This window comes from Mycobacterium sp. 852002-40037_SCH5390672, from assembly GCF_001665875.1.
GTDB lineage: Bacteria > Actinomycetota > Actinomycetes > Mycobacteriales > Mycobacteriaceae > Mycobacterium.
Genome location: NZ_LZTA01000101.1, coordinates 1 through 25463, shown reverse-complemented (window position 1 = coordinate 25463; position 25463 = coordinate 1). Strand labels below are relative to the sequence as shown.

General features: G+C 66.8%; 25 protein-coding genes. 12 read left to right on the top strand and 13 right to left on the bottom strand.

From position 1 onward, the window contains the following. Window positions 1-3: 3 nt before the first annotated feature. On the top strand, window positions 4-1212 hold the full coding sequence (locus A5782_RS18885; protein WP_067103423.1) for a thiolase family protein: 1209 nt from the start codon (window positions 4-6) through the stop codon (window positions 1210-1212). Window positions 1213-1215: 3 nt separating this feature from the next. After that, window positions 1216-1641 (top strand): Zn-ribbon domain-containing OB-fold protein, encoded by a 426-nt coding sequence (locus tag A5782_RS18880; RefSeq protein WP_067103421.1) that lies wholly within the window; start codon window positions 1216-1218, stop codon window positions 1639-1641. Window positions 1642-1798: 157 nt separating this feature from the next. Here A5782_RS18880 and A5782_RS18875 read toward each other — a convergent pair whose 3' ends face one another. Both A5782_RS18875 and A5782_RS18870 read right to left on the bottom strand, forming a co-directional pair. Beyond that, the gene (locus tag A5782_RS18875; RefSeq protein ID WP_067103419.1) at window positions 1799-2992 is read right to left on the bottom strand and encodes a glycosyltransferase; all 1194 of its coding nucleotides are present in this window, start codon (window positions 2990-2992) and stop codon (window positions 1799-1801) included. A gap of 70 nt (window positions 2993-3062) precedes the next feature. Continuing rightward, window positions 3063-4040, bottom strand: a complete 978-nt coding sequence (locus A5782_RS18870; protein WP_156624024.1) for a LacI family DNA-binding transcriptional regulator — start codon at window positions 4038-4040, stop codon at window positions 3063-3065. Window positions 4041-4384: 344 nt separating this feature from the next. On the opposite strand from A5782_RS18870, the gene A5782_RS18865 reads away from it, so the two are divergent. The 6 genes from A5782_RS18865 to A5782_RS18840 are packed head-to-tail and all read left to right on the top strand — an operon-like array spanning window position 4385 to window position 10699. Continuing rightward, complete coding sequence (locus A5782_RS18865) at window positions 4385-5755, top strand: amidohydrolase family protein (protein WP_067103415.1); 1371 nt, start codon at window positions 4385-4387, stop codon at window positions 5753-5755. Window positions 5756-5757: 2 nt separating this feature from the next. Then, window positions 5758-8091, top strand: coding sequence for a CoA transferase (locus A5782_RS18860; protein ID WP_067103413.1), 2334 nt, complete (start codon window positions 5758-5760; stop codon window positions 8089-8091). A gap of 1 nt (window position 8092) precedes the next feature. After that, entirely contained in the window at window positions 8093-8434 is a 342-nt protein-coding gene (locus A5782_RS18855) for a hypothetical protein (RefSeq protein ID WP_067103412.1), read from the top strand. 32 nt (window positions 8435-8466) lie between these two features. Next, window positions 8467-9621 carry a thiolase family protein gene (locus tag A5782_RS18850; RefSeq protein ID WP_369815654.1) on the top strand — a complete coding sequence of 385 codons (1155 nt, stop codon included), beginning with the start codon at window positions 8467-8469 and terminating at the stop codon, window positions 9619-9621. After that, entirely contained in the window at window positions 9618-10052 is a 435-nt protein-coding gene (locus A5782_RS18845) for a Zn-ribbon domain-containing OB-fold protein (RefSeq protein ID WP_067103408.1), read from the top strand. The genes A5782_RS18850 and A5782_RS18845 overlap by 4 nt, the downstream gene beginning before the upstream one ends. Continuing rightward, entirely contained in the window at window positions 10049-10699 is a 651-nt protein-coding gene (locus A5782_RS18840; RefSeq protein ID WP_067103406.1) for a PadR family transcriptional regulator, read from the top strand. Before A5782_RS18845 ends, A5782_RS18840 begins: the two co-directional genes overlap by 4 nt. On the opposite strand, the gene fadD1 is transcribed toward A5782_RS18840, so the two are convergent. The 3 genes from fadD1 to A5782_RS18825 form a co-directional block, all read right to left on the bottom strand. Further along, on the bottom strand, window positions 10638-12272 hold the full coding sequence (fadD1, locus tag A5782_RS18835) for a fatty-acid--CoA ligase FadD1 (RefSeq protein WP_067103404.1): 1635 nt from the start codon (window positions 12270-12272) through the stop codon (window positions 10638-10640). The two genes, A5782_RS18840 and fadD1, sit on opposite strands and share 62 nt — an antisense overlap. A gap of 437 nt (window positions 12273-12709) precedes the next feature. After that, entirely contained in the window at window positions 12710-13480 is a 771-nt protein-coding gene (locus tag A5782_RS18830) for an SDR family NAD(P)-dependent oxidoreductase (RefSeq protein ID WP_067103402.1), read from the bottom strand. 60 nt (window positions 13481-13540) lie between these two features. Continuing rightward, the gene (locus A5782_RS18825) at window positions 13541-14371 is read right to left on the bottom strand and encodes an alpha/beta fold hydrolase (RefSeq protein ID WP_067103400.1); all 831 of its coding nucleotides are present in this window, start codon (window positions 14369-14371) and stop codon (window positions 13541-13543) included. Between the two features lie 67 nt (window positions 14372-14438). Here A5782_RS18825 and A5782_RS18820 point away from each other — a divergent pair, with 67 nt between their 5' ends. Next, window positions 14439-15047: a TetR/AcrR family transcriptional regulator gene (locus A5782_RS18820; RefSeq protein ID WP_067103398.1), complete on the top strand. Its 609-nt coding sequence runs from the start codon at window positions 14439-14441 to the stop codon at window positions 15045-15047. Window positions 15048-15094: 47 nt separating this feature from the next. On the opposite strand, the gene A5782_RS18815 is transcribed toward A5782_RS18820, so the two are convergent. The 6 genes from A5782_RS18815 to A5782_RS18790 all read right to left on the bottom strand — a co-directional run bounded on the left by A5782_RS18815 (window position 15095) and on the right by A5782_RS18790 (window position 22395). Continuing rightward, window positions 15095-15784 (bottom strand): TetR/AcrR family transcriptional regulator, encoded by a 690-nt coding sequence (locus A5782_RS18815; protein WP_369815651.1) that lies wholly within the window; start codon window positions 15782-15784, stop codon window positions 15095-15097. Beyond that, the gene (locus A5782_RS18810) at window positions 15732-17021 is read right to left on the bottom strand and encodes a lipase family protein (protein WP_197694277.1); all 1290 of its coding nucleotides are present in this window, start codon (window positions 17019-17021) and stop codon (window positions 15732-15734) included. The genes A5782_RS18815 and A5782_RS18810 overlap by 53 nt, the downstream gene beginning before the upstream one ends. A 212-nt stretch (window positions 17022-17233) precedes the next feature. After that, a complete protein-coding gene (locus tag A5782_RS18805) occupies window positions 17234-18043 on the bottom strand; it encodes a polysaccharide deacetylase family protein (protein ID WP_067103394.1) in 810 nt (269 codons plus the stop codon). 259 nt (window positions 18044-18302) lie between these two features. Continuing rightward, a complete protein-coding gene (locus A5782_RS18800) occupies window positions 18303-19706 on the bottom strand; it encodes an alpha/beta hydrolase family protein (RefSeq protein ID WP_067103391.1) in 1404 nt (467 codons plus the stop codon). Between the two features lie 173 nt (window positions 19707-19879). Beyond that, window positions 19880-22186 (bottom strand): cation-translocating P-type ATPase, encoded by a 2307-nt coding sequence (locus A5782_RS18795; RefSeq protein ID WP_067103389.1) that lies wholly within the window; start codon window positions 22184-22186, stop codon window positions 19880-19882. Continuing rightward, entirely contained in the window at window positions 22183-22395 is a 213-nt protein-coding gene (locus tag A5782_RS18790; RefSeq protein ID WP_067103388.1) for a heavy-metal-associated domain-containing protein, read from the bottom strand. Before A5782_RS18790 ends, A5782_RS18795 begins: the two co-directional genes overlap by 4 nt. A gap of 164 nt (window positions 22396-22559) precedes the next feature. On the opposite strand from A5782_RS18790, the gene A5782_RS18785 reads away from it, so the two are divergent. Beyond that, a complete protein-coding gene (locus tag A5782_RS18785; protein WP_067103386.1) occupies window positions 22560-23030 on the top strand; it encodes an SRPBCC family protein in 471 nt (156 codons plus the stop codon). On the opposite strand, the gene A5782_RS18780 is transcribed toward A5782_RS18785, so the two are convergent. Beyond that, window positions 23031-23591 (bottom strand): pyridoxamine 5'-phosphate oxidase family protein, encoded by a 561-nt coding sequence (locus A5782_RS18780; protein ID WP_067103384.1) that lies wholly within the window; start codon window positions 23589-23591, stop codon window positions 23031-23033. It abuts the gene before it with no gap. A gap of 159 nt (window positions 23592-23750) precedes the next feature. Between A5782_RS18780 and A5782_RS18775 the strand changes: the two genes are divergently transcribed. After that, window positions 23751-24365 (top strand): TetR/AcrR family transcriptional regulator, encoded by a 615-nt coding sequence (locus A5782_RS18775; protein WP_067103494.1) that lies wholly within the window; start codon window positions 23751-23753, stop codon window positions 24363-24365. A gap of 66 nt (window positions 24366-24431) precedes the next feature. Further along, window positions 24432-24926, top strand: a complete 495-nt coding sequence (locus A5782_RS18770) for a DUF417 family protein (protein WP_067103382.1) — start codon at window positions 24432-24434, stop codon at window positions 24924-24926. Here the strand turns inward: A5782_RS18770 and A5782_RS18765 are convergent. Beyond that, a partial coding sequence (locus A5782_RS18765) for a TetR/AcrR family transcriptional regulator (RefSeq protein WP_156624023.1) occupies window positions 24879-25463 on the bottom strand: 585 nt, incomplete at its 5' end. The genes A5782_RS18770 and A5782_RS18765 overlap by 48 nt on opposite strands.

Below are 25463 nucleotides of genomic sequence, written 5' to 3'. Positions count from 1 at the left end.
GGCATGGGATTACGCGGAGAAGCCGCAATCGTGGGATACGTCGAGCTTCCGCCCGAGCGGCTCAGCAAGGCCTCGCCCGCACCGTTCGTCCTCGAACAATGGGCCGAGCTGAGCGCCGCCGCACTTGAGGATGCCGGCGTGCCGGGAGACGTCGTCAACGGGGTCGTCGCCTCGCACCTGGCCGAGTCGGAGATCTTTGTCCCCTCCACCATCGCCGAATACCTGGGCGTGGGAGCAAGATTCGCCGAGCACGTCGATCTGGGCGGAGCCAGTGCCGCGGCCATGGTGTGGCGTGCGGCGGCGGCCATCGAACTGGGGATCTGCGATGCCGTCCTGTGTGCGCTGCCCGCCCGCTACATCACACCGTCGTCCAAGAAGAAACCGCGGCCCGTTGTCGACGCCATGTTCTTCGGCTCGTCGAGCAATCAATACGGCTCTCCCCAAGCCGAATTCGAGATCCCCTACGGCAACCTCGGCCAGAACGGACCGTACGGCCAAGTGGCCCAACGCTACGCCGCCGTCTACGGCTACGACGAGCGCGCGATGGCCAAGGTCGTCGTCGACCAGCGGGTCAACGCCAACCACACCGACGGTGCGATCTGGAAGGACAAGCCGCTGAGCGTCGATGACGTGCTGGCCAGCCCGGTCATCGCGGACCCGCTGCACATGCTCGAGATCGTCATGCCCTGCGTCGGGGGTGCCGCGGTGGTCGTCGCCAGCGCCGACGTCGTCAAGCGCTCGCGCAATCGTCCGGTGTGGATCAAGGGATTCGGCGAACACGTGCCGTTCAAGACCCCGACGTACGCAAAGGATTTGCTCAACACCCCGATCGCCGCGGCCGCCGACACCGCATTCGCCATGACCGATCTGAGCCGCGGGCAGATGGACATGGTCTCCATCTATGACTGCTACACCATCACCGTCCTGCTCTCTCTGGAAGATGCCGGCTTCTGCGAGAAGGGCAAGGGCATGGACTTCGTGGCAAGCCATGACCTGACCTTCCGCGGCGACTTCCCCCTCAACACGGCTGGCGGTCAATTGGGTTTTGGCCAAGCGGGTTTGGCCGGCGGAATGCACCATGTCTGCGACGCCACCCGCCAGATCATGGGTCGTGCGGGTGCCGCGCAGGTCGCCGACTGCAACCGGGCCTTCGTGTCCGGCAACGGGGGCATCCTGTCCGAGCAGACCACGCTGATTCTGCAAGGGGACTGACCGATGAATTTCGAACGACCGATGCCCGTGAAAACGCCTACCAGCGCTCCTTTTTGGGATGCGTTAGCCGATCATCGCATCGTCATCCAGTATTCGCCGTCGCTACAGGCCTATGTGTTCTACCCGCGGGTGCGCGCGCCGCGCACCCTGGCCGACGATCTGGAATGGCGCGAGATTTCCGGGATGGGAACGCTGTACTCCTACACCGTCGCCCACCGGCCGGTCAGCCCGCATTTCGCCGACGCCGTGCCCCAGCTGCTGGCCATCGTCGAATGGGACGAGGGCCCAAGGTTTTCCACCGAGATGGTCTTGCCCGCCAGCCGAGTCGACCCAGCCGCCAACCTCAGGGTCGGGATGCGGGTGAAGCCGGTGTTCTGCGACTACCCGGAACACGAAGTCACGCTGTTGCGTTACGAGCCAGCCGACTGAGCCCCGGCCGAAGGTGCGGCCAGACATCCGACACGGATGTGCGACGAGCCGCACATACGCGTGAGGCGCCAATTACGTCTGCGCCCAAGCGATTATCGTCTGCGGGTAGGTCTCGATGCGGGCCGCCGGCCCGCAGGTGCTGTTGTTGGCCAGGCGCCTAACCCCGACCGTGTCCAGCGCGGCGATCGCGCCCCAGTTGGACAGCTTCTTCCAGAAGATTGGCGGCACCGGCAACGCTCTGGGCGGGCGTGGTCATCCGAGCCGCGACCTCACGGGCTCGGCTCATACATCGCGGAGTGAGGATGGAACGCAGGTCGGCGACCAGTGATGCTGCGGTGCTGTCCGAAAAAGCCCGACCGCGGCCCACTTCCAGCCGTTCGACGGCGGCCGCCCACATCGGTTGATCTTGGACCGAGAACCAGAGGATCAAGCTGGGCACGCCGGCCCGCAGCCCGGCAGCCGTGGTGGCCGAACCACCGTGGTGGACCACCGCGCGACAGGCGGGAAAGACGGCCGCGAAATTCACCGCATCCACCGTCTTGACGTGCTCGAAATGGGGGACGTCGCTGAAGTCGCTCCAGCCGGCGCAAACCAGCGCCCGCTCGCCCAATTGCGCGCAGGCCGCACTGATCATGGCGAACACCTCGGCCGGAGATTCGACCGCCATGCTGCCGAATCCGAAGTAAATCGGCGGTGTACCCGAGGCAATCCATGACAAGACCTCGTCGTCGGCATCCGTCCGCGACCCCAGTGTCAGCGCACCGACGAAGGGTAATCGCTCATCCTGTTCCGATCCCGTGGCCACTTCGGGGAAGCAGAGCGCGTCGTATGCCTGGATCTGCAGCGATTCGGCGGGTCCGGTTGTCTCCGCCAGGCCCAGGGCGCGGCGTTGGGCCTCCTCAACGTCCTTGGTTATCTGCCCGAGCACGCCGCCCAAGCGCGACGGCTCCCCAGGGAAGAAACTGAGCACGGCCAGCGGAATGTCGTAATACTCCGCGGCGATGGCGGCCCGCCCCTGCCCGCCCTTGTTCACTACCAGTAGGTCGGCTCCTTGTGCCAGCGCGGCCAGCGTGATGCACCACTGCGCCCAGGCACGGGCGAGATGCTCCATCATGTCGGTCATCACAGCCAATGGAATCTGGCCGTTCGCATCGGGGATGAAATCCCGGTGGCCCTGCCATGGCGTGGAGTTCCACTCAACGACCGAAAGGCCCACCGACTCCACGAAGCCACACATGTGCGGCGGCACCGCCATGCACACGTCGTGACCCCGGCGCAGCAGCTCGCGGCCAACCGCGGCGAGGGGTTCGATGTCGCCGCGAGTTCCGTGAGCCGCCAACAGAACTTTCATCGGCGCACCAGCCTAGCTCGTGGCGTCGGTGTGCTCGGGATCCAAGCCCGAGCTCGCCTCGTGGACGCGGTCAGGTCGAGGACCGCACCACCAGGCGGGCGATGTCGGTCAGCTCGGGCGACGGCGGGGCGGGGTGCCCCAGCCGCTCGAAGACCGCGGCAAGGGCAGCGTCGGCGACCGCGCAGGGATCGAATTGCACGGTGGTCAACGGCGGCGTGCTCACCATGCCCATTGGGCTGGCGTCGACGCCCATCACCGCGAGGTCTCCGGGACAGCGCAGCCGTGCTTGATGAATGCCGTACAGGACGAGGCAGGCGATCTCGTCGCTTTGGGCGCATACGGCGGTCACCCCGGCGCCCACCCAGCCGGTGACCACGTCGGCGGCGTTGTCCAGGGTGACCTCGTCGGCTCGCACCGGTGGAAGGTCGCGCAACCGCGCCGAACGTGAAACACCCTCGAACCAGTAGTCACCCAGCGGGCGCCACCGGGCAATCCCGGTATAGGCGAATGCGATTCGGCGATGGCCCCGCTCGACCAGGTGCTCGACGCGCATCTCGCCCACCGACAGATGCGGGTCTTTGAGCGCGGGCAGTGTCCCGATCTCGATGTGCGGGATGCCCGCGTTCGTCACCGCTTGATGGGCGGCCGCACTCAGCGGGAACAGGCTGGTGACCGCGACGGGGTCCAGATTCTCGATCGCGTCGACCACATGTTGGTCGTCGTCGGTCGCGAAGATCTGCACCTGAAGAAGACCCTCGCGAGCCAATGCGGTGGTCATCCGACTGCCGGCCTGCATCGGCATCTCGCCCACGGCCACGTGCGGCACCACGTAGAGCACCACACCGCTTTTGCCGCGCGCGAGGTTGCGGGCGGCCAGGTTGGGCCGGTAACCGAGCAGTTTGGCCGCGCGGTACACCGCATCCCGGGTTTCCGGGGAGATGCGGCGGCCCTGCGCGTTGTTCAGCACATAACTGACCGTGGCGGTCGATACGCTGGCCAATCGGGCCACGTCGGCGGTGGTCGGACGCGCAGCTCTATTGGTGGTCAACGTGCGTTGCCTTCCCGCCCGGTCATGCCCCATGGTGGCACGCGACGCCAATCGGCATCGCGCGATCCCGCGATCTGCGGGGCTGCCGGCTGACTATGCCCCCGCGCGACGCGCCGGCCCGTCACCGCCGGGCGCACAGACTAATAGTCGCTCACGGGAGGCGGGGTCGAGAATGTCTGACCGTTACGGGCCGCTCCGGTGACCGCATGCTCGGCCACATCCGGGCCGTTGCGGTGCAGGACATTAAGGCGCATAGCATTGTCGGACGGGGCCCGGCGGCCTGGTTGACACTGTGATGCATACCATTGTCTACTAGTCGCTGACGGTCGATCGAGGAGCGGGGCATGAATAAGGACGACCTGATTCTGATCAGCGTGGACGATCACATCGCCGAGCCTGCCGACATGTTCGACGCGCACGTACCCGCCTCATACAGGGACCGCGCCCCACGGGTGGTCGCCGAACCCGACGGCATCCAGCAGTGGTACTACGGCGAGATCCGCGGACGCAACATGGGCCTGAACGCCGTCGCGGGAAAACCGCGCGAGATGTACAACATCGATGCCTCGCGCTACGACGAGATGCGGCCGGGCTGCTTCAACGTGGACGAACGGGTGCGGGACATGAACGCCGGTGGCCAGCTGGCGGGGTTGAACTTCCCGAACTTCACCGGCTTCTCCGGCCAGGTTCTCAACCAGGGCCCCGACCGCGACACGAACCTGGTGATGATCAAGGCCTACAACGACTGGCACGTCGACGAATGGTGCGGGGCGTACCCGGGCCGGTTCATCCCGTGCGGCATCCTGCCGTTGTTCGACGTGGCCGAGGCTGCCAAGGAAGTCGAACGCCTCGCCGGTAAGGGCTGTCACGCCGTCACGTTCTCGGAGAACCCAGAGGCGTTGCAGATGCCCAGCATTCACACCAAGTACTGGTATCCGTTGTTCGAGGCGGTCTGCGAAAACAACACGGTGCTGTGCACTCATGTGGGTTCGGCGTCGCGGTCGCCGCAGGTTTCGTCGGACGCCCCGCCCAGCGTGCAGATGACCGCCTCGTCGATGATGAGCATGTTCACTTTCACCGAGCTGATCTGGGCGGAGTTCTGGGTTGACTTTCCGCAACTGAAGTTCTCGCTGACCGAGGGCGACGTCGGCTGGATACCGTACTTCCTCTGGCGGGCCGAGCACGTCTACAACAGACACTCGGGTTGGACGCTGGCGACCTTCCCACCCGGGTACGACGGTCCCACCGATGTGTTCAAACGGCACTTCTACACCTGCTTCATCAGCGACAAAGTCGGCGTGCAGAACATGAATTGGTTCAACGAGGACATGCTGTGCTGGGAGTCCGACTTTCCGCACTCCGACAGCAACTGGCCCTTCGCCCCGGAGGACATCATCGCCACCATGGGTCACCTCGACGACACGGTCATCGACAAGATCACTCACGAAAACGCCATGGCCGCATACTCATTCGACCCGTTCCGGTACCTCCCGAAGGAGCATGCGCGAGCCGGTTACCTGCGCGGGCAGGCCACCGACGTCGACGTCGTCACCCATGTCGGGCGCCAAGCCAGCCAGCGTGACCGTGACGCGTGGACGCGGATGACGCAGTTCGCTCTGCAGGCACAGGCCTCTGCGCAGGCGCCGGTGACGGTCGAGGCTCCCGACATTTCCGGGCGATCCGCCGGGCGTCGCGCCAGCACCTTGGGCAACTGAACGTGGGAGCCGAGGCGCCGTTCGCGGACTGGCGCGTGCTGGAGCTGTGCAACGGCCTGGCGGCGTCCTATTGCGGCAAGATGTTCGCCGACGCCGGCGCCGACGTGGTGAAAGTCGAATCGCCACGGGGAGATTCACTGCGCGGATGGTCGGCCGGCGGACCGCCCGGGGCGTTGTTCGCATATCTGGCCGCGGGCAAGAAGTCGGTGGTCAATCGGGGCCAGTCCGAGGTCACGTCGCTGTTGGCCGGCGCCGACCTCGTGCTCACCGACCTCACCGACGGATGGACGCTCGACGCCATCACCGCGCACATCGCCGCCTCGGCCGTGGTGGTGTCGGTGACGCCGTTCGGCACCACCGGCCCCTACGTCGAAAACCAGGTCGTCGCCAACGAGTTCATCCTGCAAGCGCTGTGCGGGTCGATCGCCGGCCGGGGCTGGCCGGGCGACGAGCCGGTGCAAGCGGGCGGCCGGCTCGGCGAGTGGCTGGCCGGTACGTTCGCGGCCGCAGCGGCTGCGGCGACGGCCCGGCATGCGGCCAGAAGCGGGTGCGGTGAGGTCATCGATGTCTCGACGTACGAGGCCATGGCGATCGCGATGGGCGGATTGTCCGCCATGTCGGCCAGCGTGCTGGGCGCCGATTCGCTTCTGCACGAACGTAGTTTGGAGCTGCCGTCAATCGTCCCGACGAGTGACGGCATGGTCGGCTTCTGCACCATCACCGCGCAGCAGTTCCAGGATTTTCTGGTGATGATCGAGCGCGCCGATCTCGTCGACGACGCCGAACTGGCGTCGTTCGCCGGCCGGGTCGAGCGCCGCGACGAGTTCCTGGGCATGGTCACCGAATGGACCGGATGCCGAACCACCCAGGAGATCGTCGATCTCGCGGTGGCATTCCGGATTCCGGTCGCCCCCATCGCGACGCCGGAGATGCTCCCCAAGATCGACCACTTCCTGGAACGCGGCGTCTTCGTTGAATCGCGAACCGGGGTGCTAGCGCCGCGGGTGCCGTATCGCAGCGACGCGATGGCGGCCTGGGCGCCCGGCGAACCGCCGCAACTGGGCGCCGACAACGGACACGTGCAGTGGCCGGCGCGACCCGAAACTTCGCGCAGCGCCGACGCCGACGCACTGCCGTTGTCCGATGTCCGGGTAACCGACTTCACCGCGTTCTGGGCCGGCCCGGTCGCCACCCAGCTGCTGGGCGCCCTGGGCGCGGACGTGATCAAGGTCGAGGGTGTGCGCCGGCCCGACGGCATGAGATTCTCCGCCGGCCGCCCACCGGACTGGGACCAGTGGTGGGAATGGGGCCCGATCTTCTTGTGCAGCAACAACAACAAGCGGGGCGTCAGCATCGAGCTCGGCACCGAGGCGGGGCGAAGGCTCGCGCTCGAACTCATCGCCGCAAGCGACCTCGTGGTCGAGAACTTCTCGCCCAGGGTGATGGCGAACTTCGGCCTGGAATGGGACGCGGTACGGGCGGCCAACCCGCGCGCGATCATGGTCCGGATGCCCGCGTTCGGCCTCGACGGCCCTTGGCGCGATCGCGTCGGCTTCGCGCAGACGATGGAGCAGGCGACCGGCATGGCGTGGATGACCGGACATGCCGACGGACCACCGGTGATCCCGCGTGGTGTGTGCGACCCGATCGCCGGGCTGCACGCCGCCTTCGCCGCCGTGGCGGCGCTGGTGATCCGCGACCGGCGGGGCACCGGAATGCAGGTAGAGGCGACCATGGTCGAGGCCGCGCTGAACGTGGCGGCCGAAATGCTGGTGGAGCATTCACGCAACGGAATTTTGATGCGCCGGAATGGAAACCGTGGCCCGGGCGCCAGCCCGCAGGGCGTCTACCGCTGCCGCGGTGACGACGAATGGGTCGCGCTCGCCGCGATGGACGCCGCCGCCCGCGCGTCGTTGGCGGGCATGCTCGGCCAGCCCGGGTTGGAGGAGACCGACTGGGCCGAACGGGCCGACGATATCGACAAACTGATTTCCGCCTGGGCCGCAGGGCATTCGGTGGCCGAGGCCGTCGATGCGTTACGCACGGCCGGGGTGGCCGCCGCGGGGGTCACGGCGGCCGCGGCGCTGCTGAGCGATCCGCAGCTGCAGGCCCGCGGCTTCTGGGAAACGGTCGATCATCCCGTCGCGGGATCCTTTGTGTGCACCGGGATGCCTTTCGCGTTCCTCGGCAGACCGCGGCGCTGGATCCGGCGGGTGCCGCCGCTCTATGGCCAGCACACCGGTGAGGTGCTGACCGGCCTCCTGGGGCACAGCCACGACGAGCTGGCCGCGTTGCGGCGGTCGGGAACCACCAGCGCCCGGCCCGCGGGGTTGTGACATGGCGGTGAGCCTGTGCGTGCCGCCCCGCGCCGGTGAGCTGTGTGCACCGGTGCGCTTCCTGGTACGGCGGGACTCCGTGGTGATGGAGCTGACCGCCCGCCATCGCATCACCAGCGTCGAATGGGACGTGGAGGAGCACGCGGTCGCGATGGTTGTCGAGATCACCGACCCGCAGACGGCGCGTCCGGTGGACGTGCGAATCGATGTCGTGGAAATGGGTGCGGCGGCCGGCGCCGACAAGGGTGACGCCCACGCCACGACCATCGGCATCATCACCCGCGACGGCCGACCATACGAGGTTCGCGGCACCTACCTGGGCGTCGTCGCGGACGAAAACTGAAGGGCTGTAACGGGAATGGAATATCGGTGACAGTGGTGAAACGCACCGCGGCGATCGTCGGAGTGCATAACACCCGGCAAGGGCGGCGGCTGGACGGCGAAACCTCGCGCGGCCTGGCGATCAAGGCGATCCTCGGCGCGCTCGACGATGCCGGCCTGACCCTCGACGACGTGGACGGCATCAATGCGAGCCCACAGTCGACCTCGTTGATCTACGACCTGCGCATCGGCCCGGCCTGGCAGGGGCTGGCTTTCGGGGTCGGCATGATCACCGAGGCGGTCACCGCGATTGAACACGGCATGGCCGAGGTGGTGGTGTTGGTGGCTGCCCAGGCCGGCGAATACCGGGACCACGAGTCCACCGCGCCGTGGACCCGACCCGAAAACGAATTCGTCGCCCCCTGGGGCATGTTCACCACCGCCGAGTTCGCGCTCGTCGCGCGCCGCCACATGCATGTCTACGGCACGACGCGCGAACAACTTTCGTTGGTGGCGGCGACCATCCGCAACAATGGCTCACGCAATCCCGAAGCCGTCTACTACGACCGTGGACCGTTCAGCCCGGAGGACATCACCGCCTCACGGCCCATCGCGGACCCGTTCCACCTCCTGGATTGCGCCACCACCTCCGAAGGAGGATGTGCGCTCGTCGTGGCCAACATCGATGCCGTCGACGTTGCGGGCCGGCCCATCTACGTGCTGGGCAGTGGCGCGGATTTTCACGGCCCGTCCTACCAGCACCCGCCCGCGTACGATCTCGCCGGGCGACGCGGAGATCACGTCAATGGTGTGGTGGGCCGACGGGCGGCCGAGTGTGCGTTCAACCACGCCGGATTGCGCCGCGACGACGTCGATGTGCTCGAACTCTACGACCCCTTCTCTTTCGAAATCGTCCGTCAGCTCGAGGCTTTCGGATTCTGTGGTGATGGTGAGGGCGGTCCGTTCGTCGCCGACGGTCACATCGCCATCGACGGCAGCCATCCGATTACCACCGACGGGGGGACCATGTCGTTCAGCCACGCGGGCGCCAATCCGCAGATGATGCAGCGGGCCATCCGCGCGGTGCAGCAGTTACGCGGACAGGCCGGCGATCTTCAGGTGCCCGATGCGCATGTCGCGCTGTGCAGCAACGGGGGAGCGGGGGCCCTGTTCACGACGGTGCTGATTCTGGGGGACGAACCACGATGACCTCGCATCCATTGCGGCCCCAGGCCGGGCCTGTCCCCCACGCGAGCAGCCATGTCAGCGGCCCGTTCTGGGAGGGATGCCGGTCCCATCAGCTGCGCTATCAGCGTTGCGCGGCTTGCGGATCGGCGAATTTCCCCCCGACCGAACAGTGCCGCCACTGCCTTTCGGAGGACATCGAGTGGCAACAGGGCGGTGGCCGCGGTGAGATCTACAGCTGGACGGTTGTATACCGGCCCGTGACAGCGGAATTCGAACCACCCTATGCACCGGCGATCATCACCATGGACGAGGGCTATCAGATGCTGACGAATGTCGTCGGCGTGCCGCCGGAGGATTTGGACGTCGGTATGCGGGTGCGCGTGCAGTTCCACGCCACCGCGCCCGACGTGACGCTGCCGTACTTCACCGGCGCGGAAACAGACGGTTCGTGAGCCCGCGAACCACCAACGGCCTGCCGGTCACCGCCTACCTGGTCCTGGGGGTGCTGGCGGCCAACGACGAACAACTCACCGCCGGCGAGATCAAGATGCGCGCCGAACTCTCGGTCGGCCACTTCTATTGGTCTCCGTCGGTCAGTCACGTGCGGCGCGAGTTGACCCGCCTGCTGCAGCGGGGCATGGTCAACGAGACCGGCGCGCTGTCCGGCAAGCGTGCCATCACCTTGTACGAGACCACCGACGCCGGCCTCGACGCACTGCGCCGCTGGGTCCAGCACTTCCCGGGCCCGGACCAGGTGGTCATCAAACATCCGGTCATCCTCAAGACGTGGCTGGCCCGCGGGCAGGATCCCGAACACGTCCTCGACGCCCTGGACCGGCATCTCGAAACGACCCGGGCGCGGCTGGACGAGGCGCTGTGGTCGCGGCAGCGGTCGGTCGAACTCGGCATCACCGAGGACCCCGAGCAGCGGTACCCCTTCGCCGTTTTGGACTACGCAATCCGCGGGCTCTATGCGGAGATCTCGAACATCTCCCAGCTGCGCGACGAGATCGCCGGTGGCACCACCCGAGACCCGGTCAAACGGGTGCGACGGCCGAAGGGTCAGATCCGGCGCCGGGTACCGAGGAGCCCGGCCTGATCGTGTAGGCCGTGCCCCGTGATGCGCGCTCCCACAGCACTTCTCCCGGCCCGACGGCCGTTCCCTGGGCGATCAGTTCGCGCTTGAGTACCTTGTGTGTCGCGGTACTGGGCAGGTCGGCGGCGACGCGGACGTAGCGCGGGCGGGCCTTGGGGGACAGGTCGGGCTGCGCGTCCAGGAACGCTTCGAATTCGGCGGGCCCAAGAGTGTGGCCGTCGTTGAGGACGATCGCGGCCATCACCTGATCGCCCACATGACCATCCGCGACGGCATACACCGCGACACGACTGATAGCGCTGTGGCGCAACAGGATTCGCTCGATCGGTGCGGCGGCTAGATTCTCGCCGTCCACCCGCATCCAGTCCGCAGTGCGTCCGGCCAGGTAAATCCAACCGTCGACGTCGCGGTACGCCAGGTCACCCGACCAGTACATGCCATGGCGCATGCGTTCGGCGTTGGCGTCCGGGTCGTTGTAGTAGCCGGTGAAGAAACCCGAACCCGCCGTATTGACCAGCTCGCCGACCGCTTCGTCGGCGTTGAGCAGAGCCCCGTCGGCGTCGAACCGTGCCACCGCACATTCGGTGACGGTGTCGCTGTGGTACACCGCCACCCCGTCGGCGCCCCGGCCGATCGAGCCCTTCGGCGTGCCGGGTTCGCGGATCACGATGACGGCGTTCTCGGTGGACCCGAAGCCATCCTCGACCTGCACGCCGAAGCGGCGGCCAAATTCGTCGATGTCCTTGTCGTTGGCCTCGTTGCCGAAGGCCACCCGCAGCGGATTGTCGGCGTCATCGTCGCGTTCGGCAGTGGCCAGGATGTAGGCGAGCGGCTTCCCGACGTAGTTCATGTAGGTGGCGCCGTAGCGCCGGACGTCCTCGAGGAAACAGCTCGCCGAAAATTTCGCCGGCACGATCGCCGCACCGGAGCACACCGCGGGCGCCCATCCCGCGACCACCGCATTCGAGTGAAAGAGCGGCATCGAGACGTAACAGGTGTCTTGGTCGGTAAGGGTGAAGCGCTGGACCAGATTGAGACCGGCGAACGTGGCCATCAGGTGTGATACCTGTACCGCCTTGGGATTTCCGCTCGTCCCCGAGGTGAAGATCATCATGAAAGGGTCCATCGCGGTGACCGCCCGGTGAGGCTTCAGTTCACCGGCGGCGTCGACGAATTCGAGCCATTGCGGTGTCGACGAATCGAGGATCTGCGTCGCACCGAGGTCCAAGCCGTCCAGCAGCGGACGGTGTTCGGCATCGGTGACGACGAACTGGCAGTCCGCGCGCCGGACATCGGCGGCCAGCGCCTCACCGCGTCGTGTGGTGTTCAGTCCGCACAGGACGTAGCCGCCGAGCCCGGCCGCCGCCATCTGGCTGACCATCTCGGGGGTGTTTCCCAGCAGGGCGCCGATGTGCATCGGCCGTTGCGGGTCGGCGACGGCCAACAGGGCGGCGGCCCGCGCCGCGGCACCTGCCAGATACTGACGCCAAGTCCATTGCACGTCACGGTATTTCACCGCGATCGACGGATCGGACCAGCGCTTGCGCAGCAGCGCCTGAATCGTGTCGTCAGCCATCGGTCGGATTCACCTTCACTCTACCCATGATACGAGACGAGACGGTCCGTCTTATAGTAGCGGGCGCTCAGCGCCACAAAATCGCGGCACGTGGTGTGCGGCCCTTGATACCGCTGGCTGCAGACCGTGCACCACCTCATGTTGCGGAAGTTTTCATGCTTATTTCGCCCAGGATTCCCTATCGAGGACCGCGTGTATAGCCGTTCCGTTCGCATCCGGCGGCCATCATTGCCACATGCTGTTTGAGTTGCACAGGTCGCTGATTCTGCTCAGGAACCGAGCGCGCGAATATCGTCGCGAGGTCGCACAATCGCGGGCGGCGGGCATCTCCGGCCGGCGGCGCCACGGCGGCAAGTCGGCCCCGCCGAAACGCAACGATCAAAGCTGATGCCGCTGACTGCTGTTGGTGACAAAGGTCGCCGCGCGGGACGTTCAGCCTATCCGCCGACCATCATCAGTCCACCGTCCACCGCCAGCAGTTGCCCGGTGATGAAGCCCGAGCCGGGGCCGGCCAGGAACACCAGCATCGGACCGACGTCGCGGGCGGGCTCGCCCAGCGTGCCGCCGAGCGGGATCATCATTTGCATCTGCTGGTCGATCAGTGCCGCGGCGTCCGGACCGAGGAATTCGCGGAGCCGGTCGGCCCCCGCCGTCTGCACCGCGGGGGCGAGGGCGTTAACGGTGATGCCTTGCGCCGCCCAGGCTTTGGCGGCCGACCGCGTCCACGCCTGCACGGCTCCCTTGGTCGCGGCGTAGACGGCCGAGATCGCGCTGCCCATCACGGCTTCGGAAGATCCGAAGTTGATGATGCGACCGCCCTTGGGCGTTTGGTCCTTCATCACCGCGTAGGCAGCCTGGTTGGTGAGAATGGTTGCCTTGATGTTGGTGTCCAGCAGGAACGAGATGTCGTCGGCGCCGATGTAACCGGGAATCCCCGCCTGCCACAGCCCCGCGGCGTTCACCAGGACGTCGAGTCCACCGAGCTGCTGCGCCGCGTCGCGGACCATCGCCGAGACGGCCTCGGCCTCGCGCACGTCGCACTGCAACCACTCGGCCGCGAGGCCGTCCGGCGGTGGCGTCCGGTGATAGGTCGCCGCCACTTGGGCTCCCGCCGCCGTGAGGACCTCGACGGCGGCCGCGCCGATACCGGTGGCGCCCCCGGTGACCAGGATTCGCCGGCCGAGCAGGGGAGGCGTCGCATCTGACATGGCCAAGACGCTACCGCGACCGGCGCGCTCCGCCGCGGTGGCGTCATGTGGGCCGGCGGGTCAGGCGCGCACCGCGATCGTCGACAGCAGATCGGCGAGCCGGTCGGGCTGATCGACCATGGAAAACGTCCTGGCCCCCGCGATGACTTCGAGGCGGGCATTGGGAATGGTTGCGGCCAACCGCGCCCCGTCTTCCTGCTCAAAGAACACGTCGTCGGCCGACCACGCGATGAGCGTCGGCTTGTCGAAGTCGTACAGCCGGGCCGCCACCGTCGTCGTCACCTCGGTGCGCATCGAAAGGGTGAACTGCCGCAGGTCTTCGGCGACCGCCGGGAGCGATAACGCCGGGCGCACCCAGAGCTCGGTGAGCTCGTCGATGTTGCGATGCGCCAGGCCGTCGAACGCGCGCTTGCGCACGGCCGCCACCCGCATGGCCTGCGCCACGATCCGGAACGTCGTCTTGGACTTCGCCGCCAGAATGACGGGCTTGAGGATCGGCGGCGGGAAGTGTTCGAACGCATCACAACTCGTGAGCACCAGCGCACCCAGCCGCTCACGATGGTGCACGGCCACCAACTGGGTGACGACGCCACCGGTGTCGTTGCCGACCAGCACCACGTCCTGCAGGTCGAGCGCGGCGAGCACCTCGGCGACCATGCCGGCGACACCGGTGATGGTCTGATCGGCGCCGCGACGCAGTGGCTCCGGATGCGCGCCCAACGGCCAGGTCGGGGCGATGCACCGCAACCCGCGAGCCGCCAGGCGTTCACTGACCTGGCGCCACAATTGCCCGCCCATCATGTAGCCGTGCACGAAGACGACGGGTCTGCCGTTCTCCGGTCCGGCTGCTTCGTAATGGATGGTTCCGGCACTAATGTCGATCGTCGACATAGCAAACTCCTACTTCAGAGATACACTTACAAACAGGCTGTCTGTTCGTAAGTTACCAACAGGTGGTATGGAAAGCAAGAGACGGACCCAGGAAGAGCGCTCCGCGGCGACCCGCGATGCGCTGATCGCCGCTGCCCGCAAGTTGTGGGGACAACGGGGTTACGCCGAAGTGGGGACGCCGGAGATCGCCACCGCCGCCGGGGTCACCCGGGGCGCGATGTACCACCAATTCGCCGACAAGGCAGCGCTGTTCCGCGAGGTCGTCGAGATTGTCGAGCAGGACGTGATGGCGCGGATGGCCGTTGTGGTGGCCGAGTCCGGAGCCACCACACCGGCCGACGCGGTGCGGGCCGCGGTCGACGCGTGGCTCGACGTCTCCGGCGATCCCGAGGTGCGCCAGCTGATCCTGTTGGATGCGCCGAGTGTGCTCGGCTGGGCCGAATTCCGCGATGTCGCCCAGCGGTACAGCCTGGGCATGACCGAGCAGATGCTCACCGAGGCGATCCGGGCCGGTCAGCTGGCCGAGCAACCGGTGCGGCCGTTGGCGCACGTGCTGATCGGGGCCCTCGACGAGGCGGCCATGGTCATCGCCACTGCCGACGACCCGAAACGGACCCGCCGGGAGACCGGGCAGGTGCTGCACCGGCTCATCGACGCGATGTTCGACGTTCGGTGAGACCACACGGCTGCTGAGCGAAACCAACAGCGCCAGAGCAACTTCCGCTAGCCTCCGCGAACCTCACCGACGCCCGCGATGACGCCCTGGATCAGGCGATCCAGGTGCTCGGGATTCTCGACGGCCGGTTGGCCCGCGACGAAGGTCAGCATGATCCCGTTGATGAACGCCAGGGTGGCGGTCGCCTGGTCGTCGACCAATGCCGGATCCGGCGCGCTGTCGGTGGCATGCCACTGGGTGACGACGTTGCGCGCCAGGGCGTAGAGCCGGTCCGCGGATTCGCTGAGGGCCGCGGCCAGTTCCGGGTCCCGGCCGGCGAGCAAGGCGAGCTCGTAGCGCGCCTTGGCGCGGGTCAGCCAGGGTTCGCTGTTCACGTACATGACGATGCGGGCCAGACCCGCGGTGCCGGCGAACTGTGTGGCGTGGTCCTCGGCGAGTTCGGCCATCATCGAGAAGTCGGCGACATCGAGTTCGGCCAGCCGCGTCGCCATGGCCTGCACCAGTGCCTTGCGGGTCCTGAAGTAGAACGACGTGGTGCCGGCCGGCACTCCGGCGTGCTCGTCGACTTTCGGGTGACTGACGCCGTGCACCCCGTTGCCGCCCAGCAGCTCGATCGCGGCGTCGGCGAGCTGGCGGCGCCGCTCCGGCGCGTTGTGCTTTCTACGTGCAGCGATACGCCTCAGTTTAGAACTGACCGCAGTTCGGTGTGGTGGGCTCCCCGTTGAAGCGCGCGGCAATCCATTGCATGGCCGGTTCACCATCGACCAGCATCGGCAGCGCATGGTTGATGACGAGCTTGTTGAGGAAGGGCGGCTCTTCGTTGGTACGGAATTCCACGTCGGCGTCCTGGGCGCACCAGTCGCGGCCGAGCTGGTTGGCCGCGGTCCATGGCACCAGCGGGTCGTAGCGGTTGCTGTCGATCATCACCGGCGCGTTGGGTTTATAGCGCCCGAGCCGTTGGGCCTCGAACAGGCTGTTGAATGGTTCCTCGTTCACCAATTGATTGATGTCCTCGGTGAAATAGGGCTGAATGTGGCGAAACATGAAGTCCAGCAAGGTCTGTCCGACGCATTGTCGCGACACCGATTCCAGCATCGCCAGCCCACGCGGCGTCATCTTGGAGCGAATGACGTCGGCGAACTCCGGATAGGCGGCCATCACGCTGTTGAGCGCGTACCCGACGACGCCGACGAGTGCGCTGCCGTCCGCGTACGGCAACAGCTCCTTGAGGTTGGCCGGCGGCGCGCCGGCGTAGGTTCCCACGATGTGTAGGTCGGGGGCATATTGCGAAGCGAGCTCGGCAGCCGACGCCGTCGCGCCACCGCCTTGCGAGTAGCCCCAAAAGGCCACCGGCCCATGCGGATCCAACGACGTGCCGGGCAGCCTCATAGCCGCGCGGGCGGCATCGAGCACGGCCTGGCCCTCGGCCACCCGACCCACATAGGTGTGCATCGACGGCGTGCCCAGGCCCTGGTAATCGGTCATCACGATGGCGAAGCCACGGGCGACCATGGTGGCGACGAACAGCTCCTCGTAGTTGAACATGATGTCCCAGCCACCCGAATAGTGGATGCCCTGGTTGAACATTCGCGACGGGGCGCACTGATTGCCCTGGCCTTGGGTGCCCGGCGCGTAGCTGATCAAAGGCCGCGGGCCGCCGCCTGGCCAGTCGTTATAGGGCTCGAAGTAGGTACCGGTGACCGCGATCGGATTGCCCCGGGTATCGGTGCTGCGGTACATGATCCGGGTGCCGGTAGCCATGATCGCGCCCAGCTGCCCGGACGGCTCCAGCACCAGCCGCGACGGCTCGGTGCGGATCACATCGCCGGGCTGTCCGGGCGGCAGTGGTTCCGGTGGGGTGTAGAAGTCCGCGTACTGCGGTTCGTCCCCGCCGTCGGCCCGCGCATTCCCGGCTCCCATGAGTCCGCAAGCCATTACCAGCAGTACAGCGAAAACTCCCCCGAGCCGATGCATTACGGAACGGTAACAATCGTGGACCCGCCAGCGGAAGAGCAATCTCTAATTTTTTAGAGATTGCCGGTGGTTACCGACGTTCTTGACTAAAGAATTGCCAGGCCGTGTCGGTGGCGTCCAGCCCGTCGGCGGCGACGGAATTCGGGCGACCTTTTCCACAAGCGGGCTTGGTTCGCCAGTGAGGCCGAGACGGCACCCGAAAGCGGCCGTCGTTACGGGGTCTTGAGAAAGACGTCGTTGAGGGTGACGGTGCGAAGGTTCCGATCGCGGATGACGTCGACGAGTTGCGGATAGACATGCGTCACCGGCAGATGATTGAGGTGTCCGATGACGATGGCCTGCGGCGTGAAGTACTGATCGGCCATCTGGACGATGTACTCCTCGGTGATCAGTGTCGAATCCGACAGCGAGCCCGACCACAACGTGGGCACCTTGTAACCGAGGTCGGCGGCCACCGCGTCCACGGCGGCGTTGCGCTTCGCGTAGGGCGGCCGCCAATACGGCTTCGCGCCGATGCCGTACGTCTTCTTCAGGAATGCATCGTTGCGGGAGAGCTGTTCGGAGACTTGCTCTTTCGACAGTGTGGTCAAGTCCGGGTGTGACCAGGTGTGGTTGCCCAGTTGGATCTGGCCGCTGTCCACCAATGGCCGAAGCAGGTCCAGGTTATCGGTCCACGAATCGTAGATCCCGTTGACGAAGTAGGTCAGCCGCACACCGGTGTCCTTGGCGAATTGCGTGTAGGCACGCACCACTTCGCTGTTGACGCCGTCGTCGACGGTCAATGCGAGCAGGTCACCTTCGCCGGGGAGCTTCATCAGGGCGCCACCGCCGGGAAGCGGTATGCGGGCGCTAAGCGGCGGGGGTGGCAACAGGGCACGTGGCGCGGTCGGACCGGACGTGAGTACGTCGACCCCTGGGGTTTGGGCAAACGTGCGTGGTTGCGGATCGACGATGAGCCGCGCAGCGCCTACGCCGGCGACGACCGACGCGGCGAGCGATCCAAGGAACTGACGGCGGTTCATATCTGACAAGCGACGGCGTTGATCAAATGATCACGCGGTGACAGGAACAGCGAATCTGGCCCGAATAATCGCACATGCATTGTGGCGCGGTGCGCAACAAGCGGGTCCCCGCAGGAACCGCCGTCGGTGCAAAACATCCAGGCCACAGCAGCGAACCGTACCATTCGCGGCGCCAAGAAGTCGGCTCCGTTACGGGAGGGTCAGCTGTGAATTCTGCCGAACTCGGCTGTCACGGTGAACGCGAGCCGACCAGCGGGAATCAATGCGGTTCCCCGGCGGCCCGTTGCGGCAATTGCACCGGTTCGGCGTTGGGCGTGCCCAGCGCCGAGGCGAGCCAGGGCAGTGCCGTGGCAAACGCTTGGGCGGCGAACGGCCAGTCGTGCTTGCCCGGCTGGGTGACCACCGCGCAGGCGATGCCGTTGGCGGTGCCGACGGCACACAGCGAGTTCGCCGCGGCGTCCTGGCCTTCGGGATTGGCGGCGGGATCGTTGCTGGACGCCGCGAGGGTGGGTGTAAGGGTGGGATGGCCTTCCTGCGCGACGTTGCGTGCTTCCGTCGATGACGGCACGTCGAACCATCCCGACAGGCCGTCGTAGTGACCGTGCTTCGTCATGACGGTGACGGGGTCGAAGGCGGCCCAGGCGTCGTGATTGCCGCCGAACAACCGGGCAACGGTTTGATCCTTGGAGCCGCCGTTGGGCCCGCGGTCACCCGCGATGTCCACGAAGGCGCTGAACAGCTCCGGGTGCATGACGGCCAAATCGACCGCGCAGGTGCCGCCCATCGACCAACCGGCGACGCCCCAGTTGGCCCGGTCAGCGCTGACGCCGAAGTTCGACACCATGAACGGCTCGATGTCCTTGGTCAGATGATCGGCGGCGTTGCCGCGGGCCCCGTTGACGCACTCGGTGTCGTTGTCGAAGGAACCGGTGGGATCGACGAACACCAGCACCGGGGAGAACCCGTGATGTGCGGCCGCGAAGTCGTCGACGGCGGTGAATGCGCCGCCAGGGCCCAGCCAGTCAGCCGGGGTGTTGAAGGCGGAGCTGATCATCATGACCGCCGGTAGCCGCGGTGGCGGGTTGCTGTTGAACCAGGCGGGCGGCAGATAGACCAGCTCTCGGCGGTGGGCGAAGTGGGAGCCGTTGTCGTCGATGTCCACCGGCACCACCACGCCCTTGGTGGGCTTGGTTCCGGCCACCTGCATCTCGGTCACCCGCAGCCGGTCGATCTGGTCGGGCAACGGGACAGATGTCAGTTGATTCCACGCGGCCAGTGCCGTGGGAAAGTAGCCCACCCAGCCGTTCAGCGCCATGCCCGCACACAGGACACACAGCGGTATCGACAGCACCGCCACCCCGCGACGCCACCAGCGGATTCCCCGCCAACCCACCAGGAAGACCGCGGCGGCCAGGCCGCTCATCGCGATCCAGAGCCACAGCGTCGTCGGCGCCGGGTCACCGGCCACCCCGAGCGAGGTGATGTACCACCGCGCCAACAAGGTCACCGCGACGGCCGCGATCAACGCCACCGGCAGTACCCGCTTGAGCCAGCTCCAGGCACGCCACTGGATCGCGACGATCACCACGAGCAGCGCCATTCCCTGCACGGCCGGCGGAAACCAGCCGTGCAGCAGGGACAGTTGTCCGAAGAACTGCTCCAACGGTCGTGACCTTTGCTAGATCGATCGCTGCGCGAGGGTGAGGTGAGTATCGAAGGGCCGGTCGGGGTCACCGAAGACGGCGGCCGGACCAATGATCCCATACGATCGCGGCCCGTCAGGCGACCGTTTCTGCGTGTGGGCCGACTGGATGTGCGCGACCAGGGCCGCTGCGCTCATGCGTCCTTGATCACGCTGGTGAACGACCGCAGCCGCAGGCTGTTACCGACGACGAGAAGGCTGGAGACGGCCATCGCGGCGCCGGCGAACATCGGGTTGAGCATGCCCAGCGCGGCCAGCGGGATCGCGAACAGGTTGTACCCGAAGGCCCACAGCAAGTTGGTCTTGATGGTGGCCAGCGTTCGCCGCGAGAGCCGGAGCGCGTCGACAGCGGCACGCAGGTCATCGCGGATCACCGTGAGGTCCGCCGCCTGGATCGCGACGTCGGTGCCGCTGCCCATGGCCAGGCCCAAATCGGCGGCGGCCAATGCCGCGGCGTCGTTGACGCCGTCACCGACCATGGCGACCACCTTGCCCGCGGACTGCAGGCGTTCGACAGCGGCGACCTTGTCGGCGGGCGTCGCGTCGGCGATGACCCGGGCGATCCCGAGCTCGTCGGCGATGCGGGTGGCGACGGTCGTGTTGTCGCCGGTCAGCAGCACCGGCGTCAGGCCCAGTCTTTTGAACTGCCGCACGGCTTCGGCGCTGGACGGTTTGACGGTGTCGGCGACCACCAGGATGCCCCGGGCCAGGCCGTCCCAGCCGACGGCGACGGCGGTCCTGCCCTCGCCCTCGGCGCGGGCTCTGGCCGCCGACAGCGCGGCGTCGAGGCGCATTCCGCATTCGGTCAGCAGGGTCTCGCGCCCGACGACGACGGCACGACCGTCGACCGTGCCCCGCACGCCTTTGCCGTTGATCGCGGTGAACCCGGCGGGTGTCGGGAGCGCGCCGAGTTGTGCTGTGGCGCCCCGGGCGACTGCCTGTGCGACGGGATGCTGCGAGGCGTCTTCCAGGGCCCCGGCGTAGCGCAGCAGCGTGGTGCGGTCATTGTCGGAGCCGGCGATCACGTCGACCAGGGTCATCTTGCCGGTGGTGACGGTGCCGGTCTTGTCGAGCACGATCGTGTCGATGTTGCGGGTGGACTCCAGCACTTCGGGTCCCTTGATGAGCACGCCGAGCGCAGCGGCGCGTCCGGTGCCGACCAGCAGGGCGGTCGGGGTTGCCAGTCCCAGCGCGCAGGGGCAGGCGATGACGAGCACCGCGACGGCCGCCGTCAGGGCCGTCGTGAGTGAGAAGCCCGCCGCGAGCCAGCCGGCCAGCGTCGCCACCGCCAGGACCATGACAATGGGGACGAAGACCCCCGAGACGCGGTCGGCGAGGCGCTGCACCCGGGCCTTGCCGGACTGGGCGCGCTCGACGAGCTTGGCCATTTGCGCGAGCTGGGTGTCGTCACCGACAACGGTGGCGCGGACGACCAGCCGACCGCCGGCATTGACGGTGGCACCGGTGACGGCGTCACCAGCGCCGACCTCGACGGGGACGGACTCCCCGGTCAGCATGGAGGCGTCCACGGCCGAGGAACCTGCGATGACGATCCCGTCGGTGGCGATGCGTTCCCCGGGACGCACGACGAACTCGTCGCCGACCGCGAGTTGTTCGATCGGAATGCGGGTCTCGAGGCCGTCACGCACCACCGCGACGTCCTTGGCGCCCAGGCTCAGCAGGGTGCGCAGCGCGGCGCCGGCCGTGCGCTTGGACCGCCTTTCGAAATACCGGCCGGCGAGGACGAACAGGGTCACACCGGCGGCGACTTCGAAGTAGACGTGGCACGGGGCGCCATCGCGCCCGATGGTCAGCTCGAAGTCATGCTGCATGCCCGGTTGGCCGCCCGTCCCGAGAAACAGGGCGCAGACGGACCACAGGAACGCCGCCAGGGTGCCGATCGAGACCAGGGTGTCCATGGTGGCGACGCCGTGTTTGAGGTTGGTCCAGGCGGCCGCGTGGAAGGGCCGGCCGCACCACACGACGAGCGGCGTGGTCAGGGCCAGCGAGACCCAGTGCCAGTGGGGGAATTCCCACGCGGGAACCATGGCCATGGCGATGACCGGGCCGCCGAGCACGATCGCGGTGACCAGACGTCGGCGCAGCGAGGTCAGCTCGACGTCGTCCGGAGTCGCTGGGGCCAGCTCGGCGCGGGCGAGCTCAGGCGGCCGTTGTGGCAGGGCGGCGCCGTAACCGGCGTTTTCGATCTCGCCGATGAGAATCCGCTCGTCATAACCGGCGGGGGCCGTGACGGCCGCCTTCTCGGTGGCGTAGTTGACGGTCGCCGCCACGCCGTCCAGCTTGTTGAGTTTCTTCTCGATCCGGGTCGCGCAGGAGGCGCAGGTCATCCCGGTGATCTCTAGCTCGATCTTGGTCGCAGCGGTTGACGCGGTGTGACCGGGAGGGGCGCCCTCATCGATTTGCCGTGGGGGCGTGCTCATGCGACCAGGACGGCCTCATAGCCGGCCTCGTCGACCGCGCCGAGGACGGCGTCCGCGTCGATGGGTTGCGTGCTGGTGACGACGAGCCTGCCCGTGGCGGCGCTGACCGTCACGTCGTCCACGCCCGGGATCTGGGCCACCTCGCTCTGGACTGCGGCCTCGCAGTGCCCACAGCTCATCCCGCTCACCTGATATTCGCTGGTGGGCATGCCGCTCCTTCTCGATTCCCCGGCAGGTCTGGACCACACCATTCTGCCTGCTCGGCCGCGCCGGCTATTGCCGCAGGTGCGATCGGTCGCCGGTGTGGGATCCGAACATCCCTGATTCGCGGGACTAGGCGGGATTACGCTGCCGGGTAGCGGAAGGAGACACCATGACCGTCACTGTCGTCGAGCGCGGGCCCCGCCAGATCAGCCGCAGGGTCGACGTGGCCGCCCCGGCCGCCGAACTGTACGCATTAGTCGCCGATCCACGCCGTCACCACGAACTGGACGGGTCGGGAACGGTGTGCGACAACATCAGTGTGCCATCGCAACTCCTTGAGGGCTCGAAGTTTTCGACGCATATGAAGATGTTCGGCCTTCCCTACCGGATCACCAGCACGATCACCGCACTGACACCGAACGAACTGGTCGAATGGCGCCACCCGCTGGGTCATCGCTGGCGGTGGGAGTTCGAGGCGGTGTCTCCGACCCTGACCCGGGTCACCGAGACCTTTGACTACCGCGATGCCGGTTCGCTCAAGAACAAGCTGAAGTACTACGAGCGGATGGGTTTCGCGAAGGCGAACGCCTCGGGAATCGAAGCGACGCTGAACAAGCTGCGTGACCGCTACGCGGGGTGATCAATCCGTCGCCGGATCCGCTGCGTCCCAAGGCATCACACCGGACACCCAGTGGCTGAGTTCGTTGGCCTGGTCGTTGCGGTGCAGATGGCGTGGCGGCGTCGCGAAGGTGGAGTAGGGGCGACAGCGGATGACCACGCGGTTCTCGCGTTCGCACATTTCCTGGATGTGTGGCCGGGCCTCGTCGCCGAGTGGCTGGCCGGACATCCGGCCGCCGACCGCCATCATCACGTCGACCGCCAGATCCCGGTCTTGGTCGATGGTGGCATCGGCGTAGACCTGCAGATAGGCGAACGGCCACCGCTCGTCGAGCACGCACAGACTCACCTTGCCGTCACGTTCGACGATGCGGGCCTTGCCGCGGCCGGCCATGGTGGAGACGAGCAATTCGCCGCCGTCGGTGGGGATGTAGTACACGATCGACATCGCCGGGCCGTCGTTGCGGCGACGGTAGCCGAAGACGCAGGTGCGGTGCGTCCGCACGAACTCGCGTCGTTCGGAGGGGAGCATGTCGCGGTCGGTGGGCGCGATGAAGGGCTCTGCCGCCAGGGGGAGGAGCATGGCGAATGTTCCTTGCGTTCAGGGGCGTTGAATCACCCGCTAATTATGGTTACAGTGTCTCCGTAATGAATCGGGTTGTCAAGGGTCAGGAGCGCCACCTTGCGTGATGTGAGCGACTGCGACCGGCCTCGCCGTTCTCGCGGCCGGCCCGCGATGCCGATGGAGCGCATCCTGAGCGCGGCCGTCGAACTCCTCGACGAACACGGCCCGGAGGCATTGTCGATGCGGTCGCTGGCGCAGCGCCTGGAATCGGGCACCGCCACGCTGTACCGTCACGTCTCCAACCGATCCGAATTGGTTTCCCTGGTCATCGACCAAATACTCGGGGAGGTCGGCCTCGACGCGGAAGGACTCGCCGCGATGCCGTGGCAACGCGCTTGTACCCTGTTCGCCCAGCACATGTTTGACGCACTGAGCCGGCATGGCAATGTCGCGCCCCTGTTGATCGAGTACACCCCGATGGGACCGAACGCATTGGCCAATCGGGAGCGCTGCCTGGCAGTTCTCCTCGACAACGGATTTTCGCCGGCGGTAGCGGCCCACGCATACGCGACGCTGGCCCGCTACGTCCTGGGCTTTGCGATACAACTGTCGGGAGCCAACGCCGACGGCGGGCAACGCGACGCCGAGCTCTCGGCGGCGTTTCACCGGCTCGATCCATCGCGCTTTCCCGCGACGGTCACCGTCGCCGACGACCTGCCCGTCCCGCTGGCGGACGAATTCGCTTTTGGGTTGCGGCTCATCGTCACCGGACTCGAACGGTTGCGAAAGTGAACGCAATCGTGCCCTGAACCGTGGGTTGGGTGGACGCCCGCACTTCAGCTGAAAGGACTTCACCCGATGATCAATCCAACTCTGGCGCCGGCCGCAGCGCCGACGTTGACCCGGTGGGGCCAACTCGTCAGCCGCTACGGCCTGGTGCTTGTCCTGGCGTGGATCGGATCGGGCAAGTACGTGAAAATGGAATCCCGCGTGCTCATCCAGCACAGCCCGCTGATGAGTTGGGTCTATGACGTATTCAGCGTCACCTTCGTCGCGCGTGCACTCGGAACGATGGAAATCGTTGCCGCCCTTCTCATCGCGGTACGCCCGCTGTGGCCGCGGATCTCAGCGGCCGGCAGCGCATTGGCGGTGGTGCTGTTCTTGGGCACGCTGAGTTTTCTGTTCACCACCCCCGGGGTGATCGTGACGTTCGCCCACGGCGTTCCGGTGCTGTCGGCGCTGCCCGGCCAATTTCTGATCAAGGATCTGGTTTTGCTGGGGGTTGCGTTGTCGACGTTGGGCGATTCACTGACTGCGGGCACCGCCGCGGGTAAAGAGCGTTCCCCGCAGTAGCCCCTTGGCCGAATCGAGCGTTGCGGCGTACTCGTCCGGACCCAGACTTGCCGCCCGTTCCGTCAGACCGCGCGCCAGCGCATGGAGCGCATTCACTGCGGCGCCCGGATCGGTGCCGGCAGGCAGCGTCCCCTGTTTCTCGGCATCCCGGACGACCTCGGTGATGCTGTCGCGCAATGCTTTCAGTCCGGGGTGCTTCATCCGGTTGCCGCTGTGGTGTTCCTGGCGGGGCACGCGCATCGCCCGCTCGAAGGCAGCCAGATAGGGATAGTCGCGCATCAACCGGCTTGACTCGTCCAGCACCGCAGCGAGGCGATCGACGACGCCGTCGTACCGGGCGGCGGCGGCCAGCAGCCGGGGGAACGCGATCTGGTCCATCTCGCCGACGGCGGCCTCGAGCAACGCGGACTTGTTCGGAAAGTAGTGATACAGGCTGCCGCTGGTCACGTCGGCGGTGCGGGCGATCTCTCGGATCGTCGCCCGGGCGTACCCCACGGTCGCCACGCACCGCATGGTGGCGATGATGATCCGCCGGCG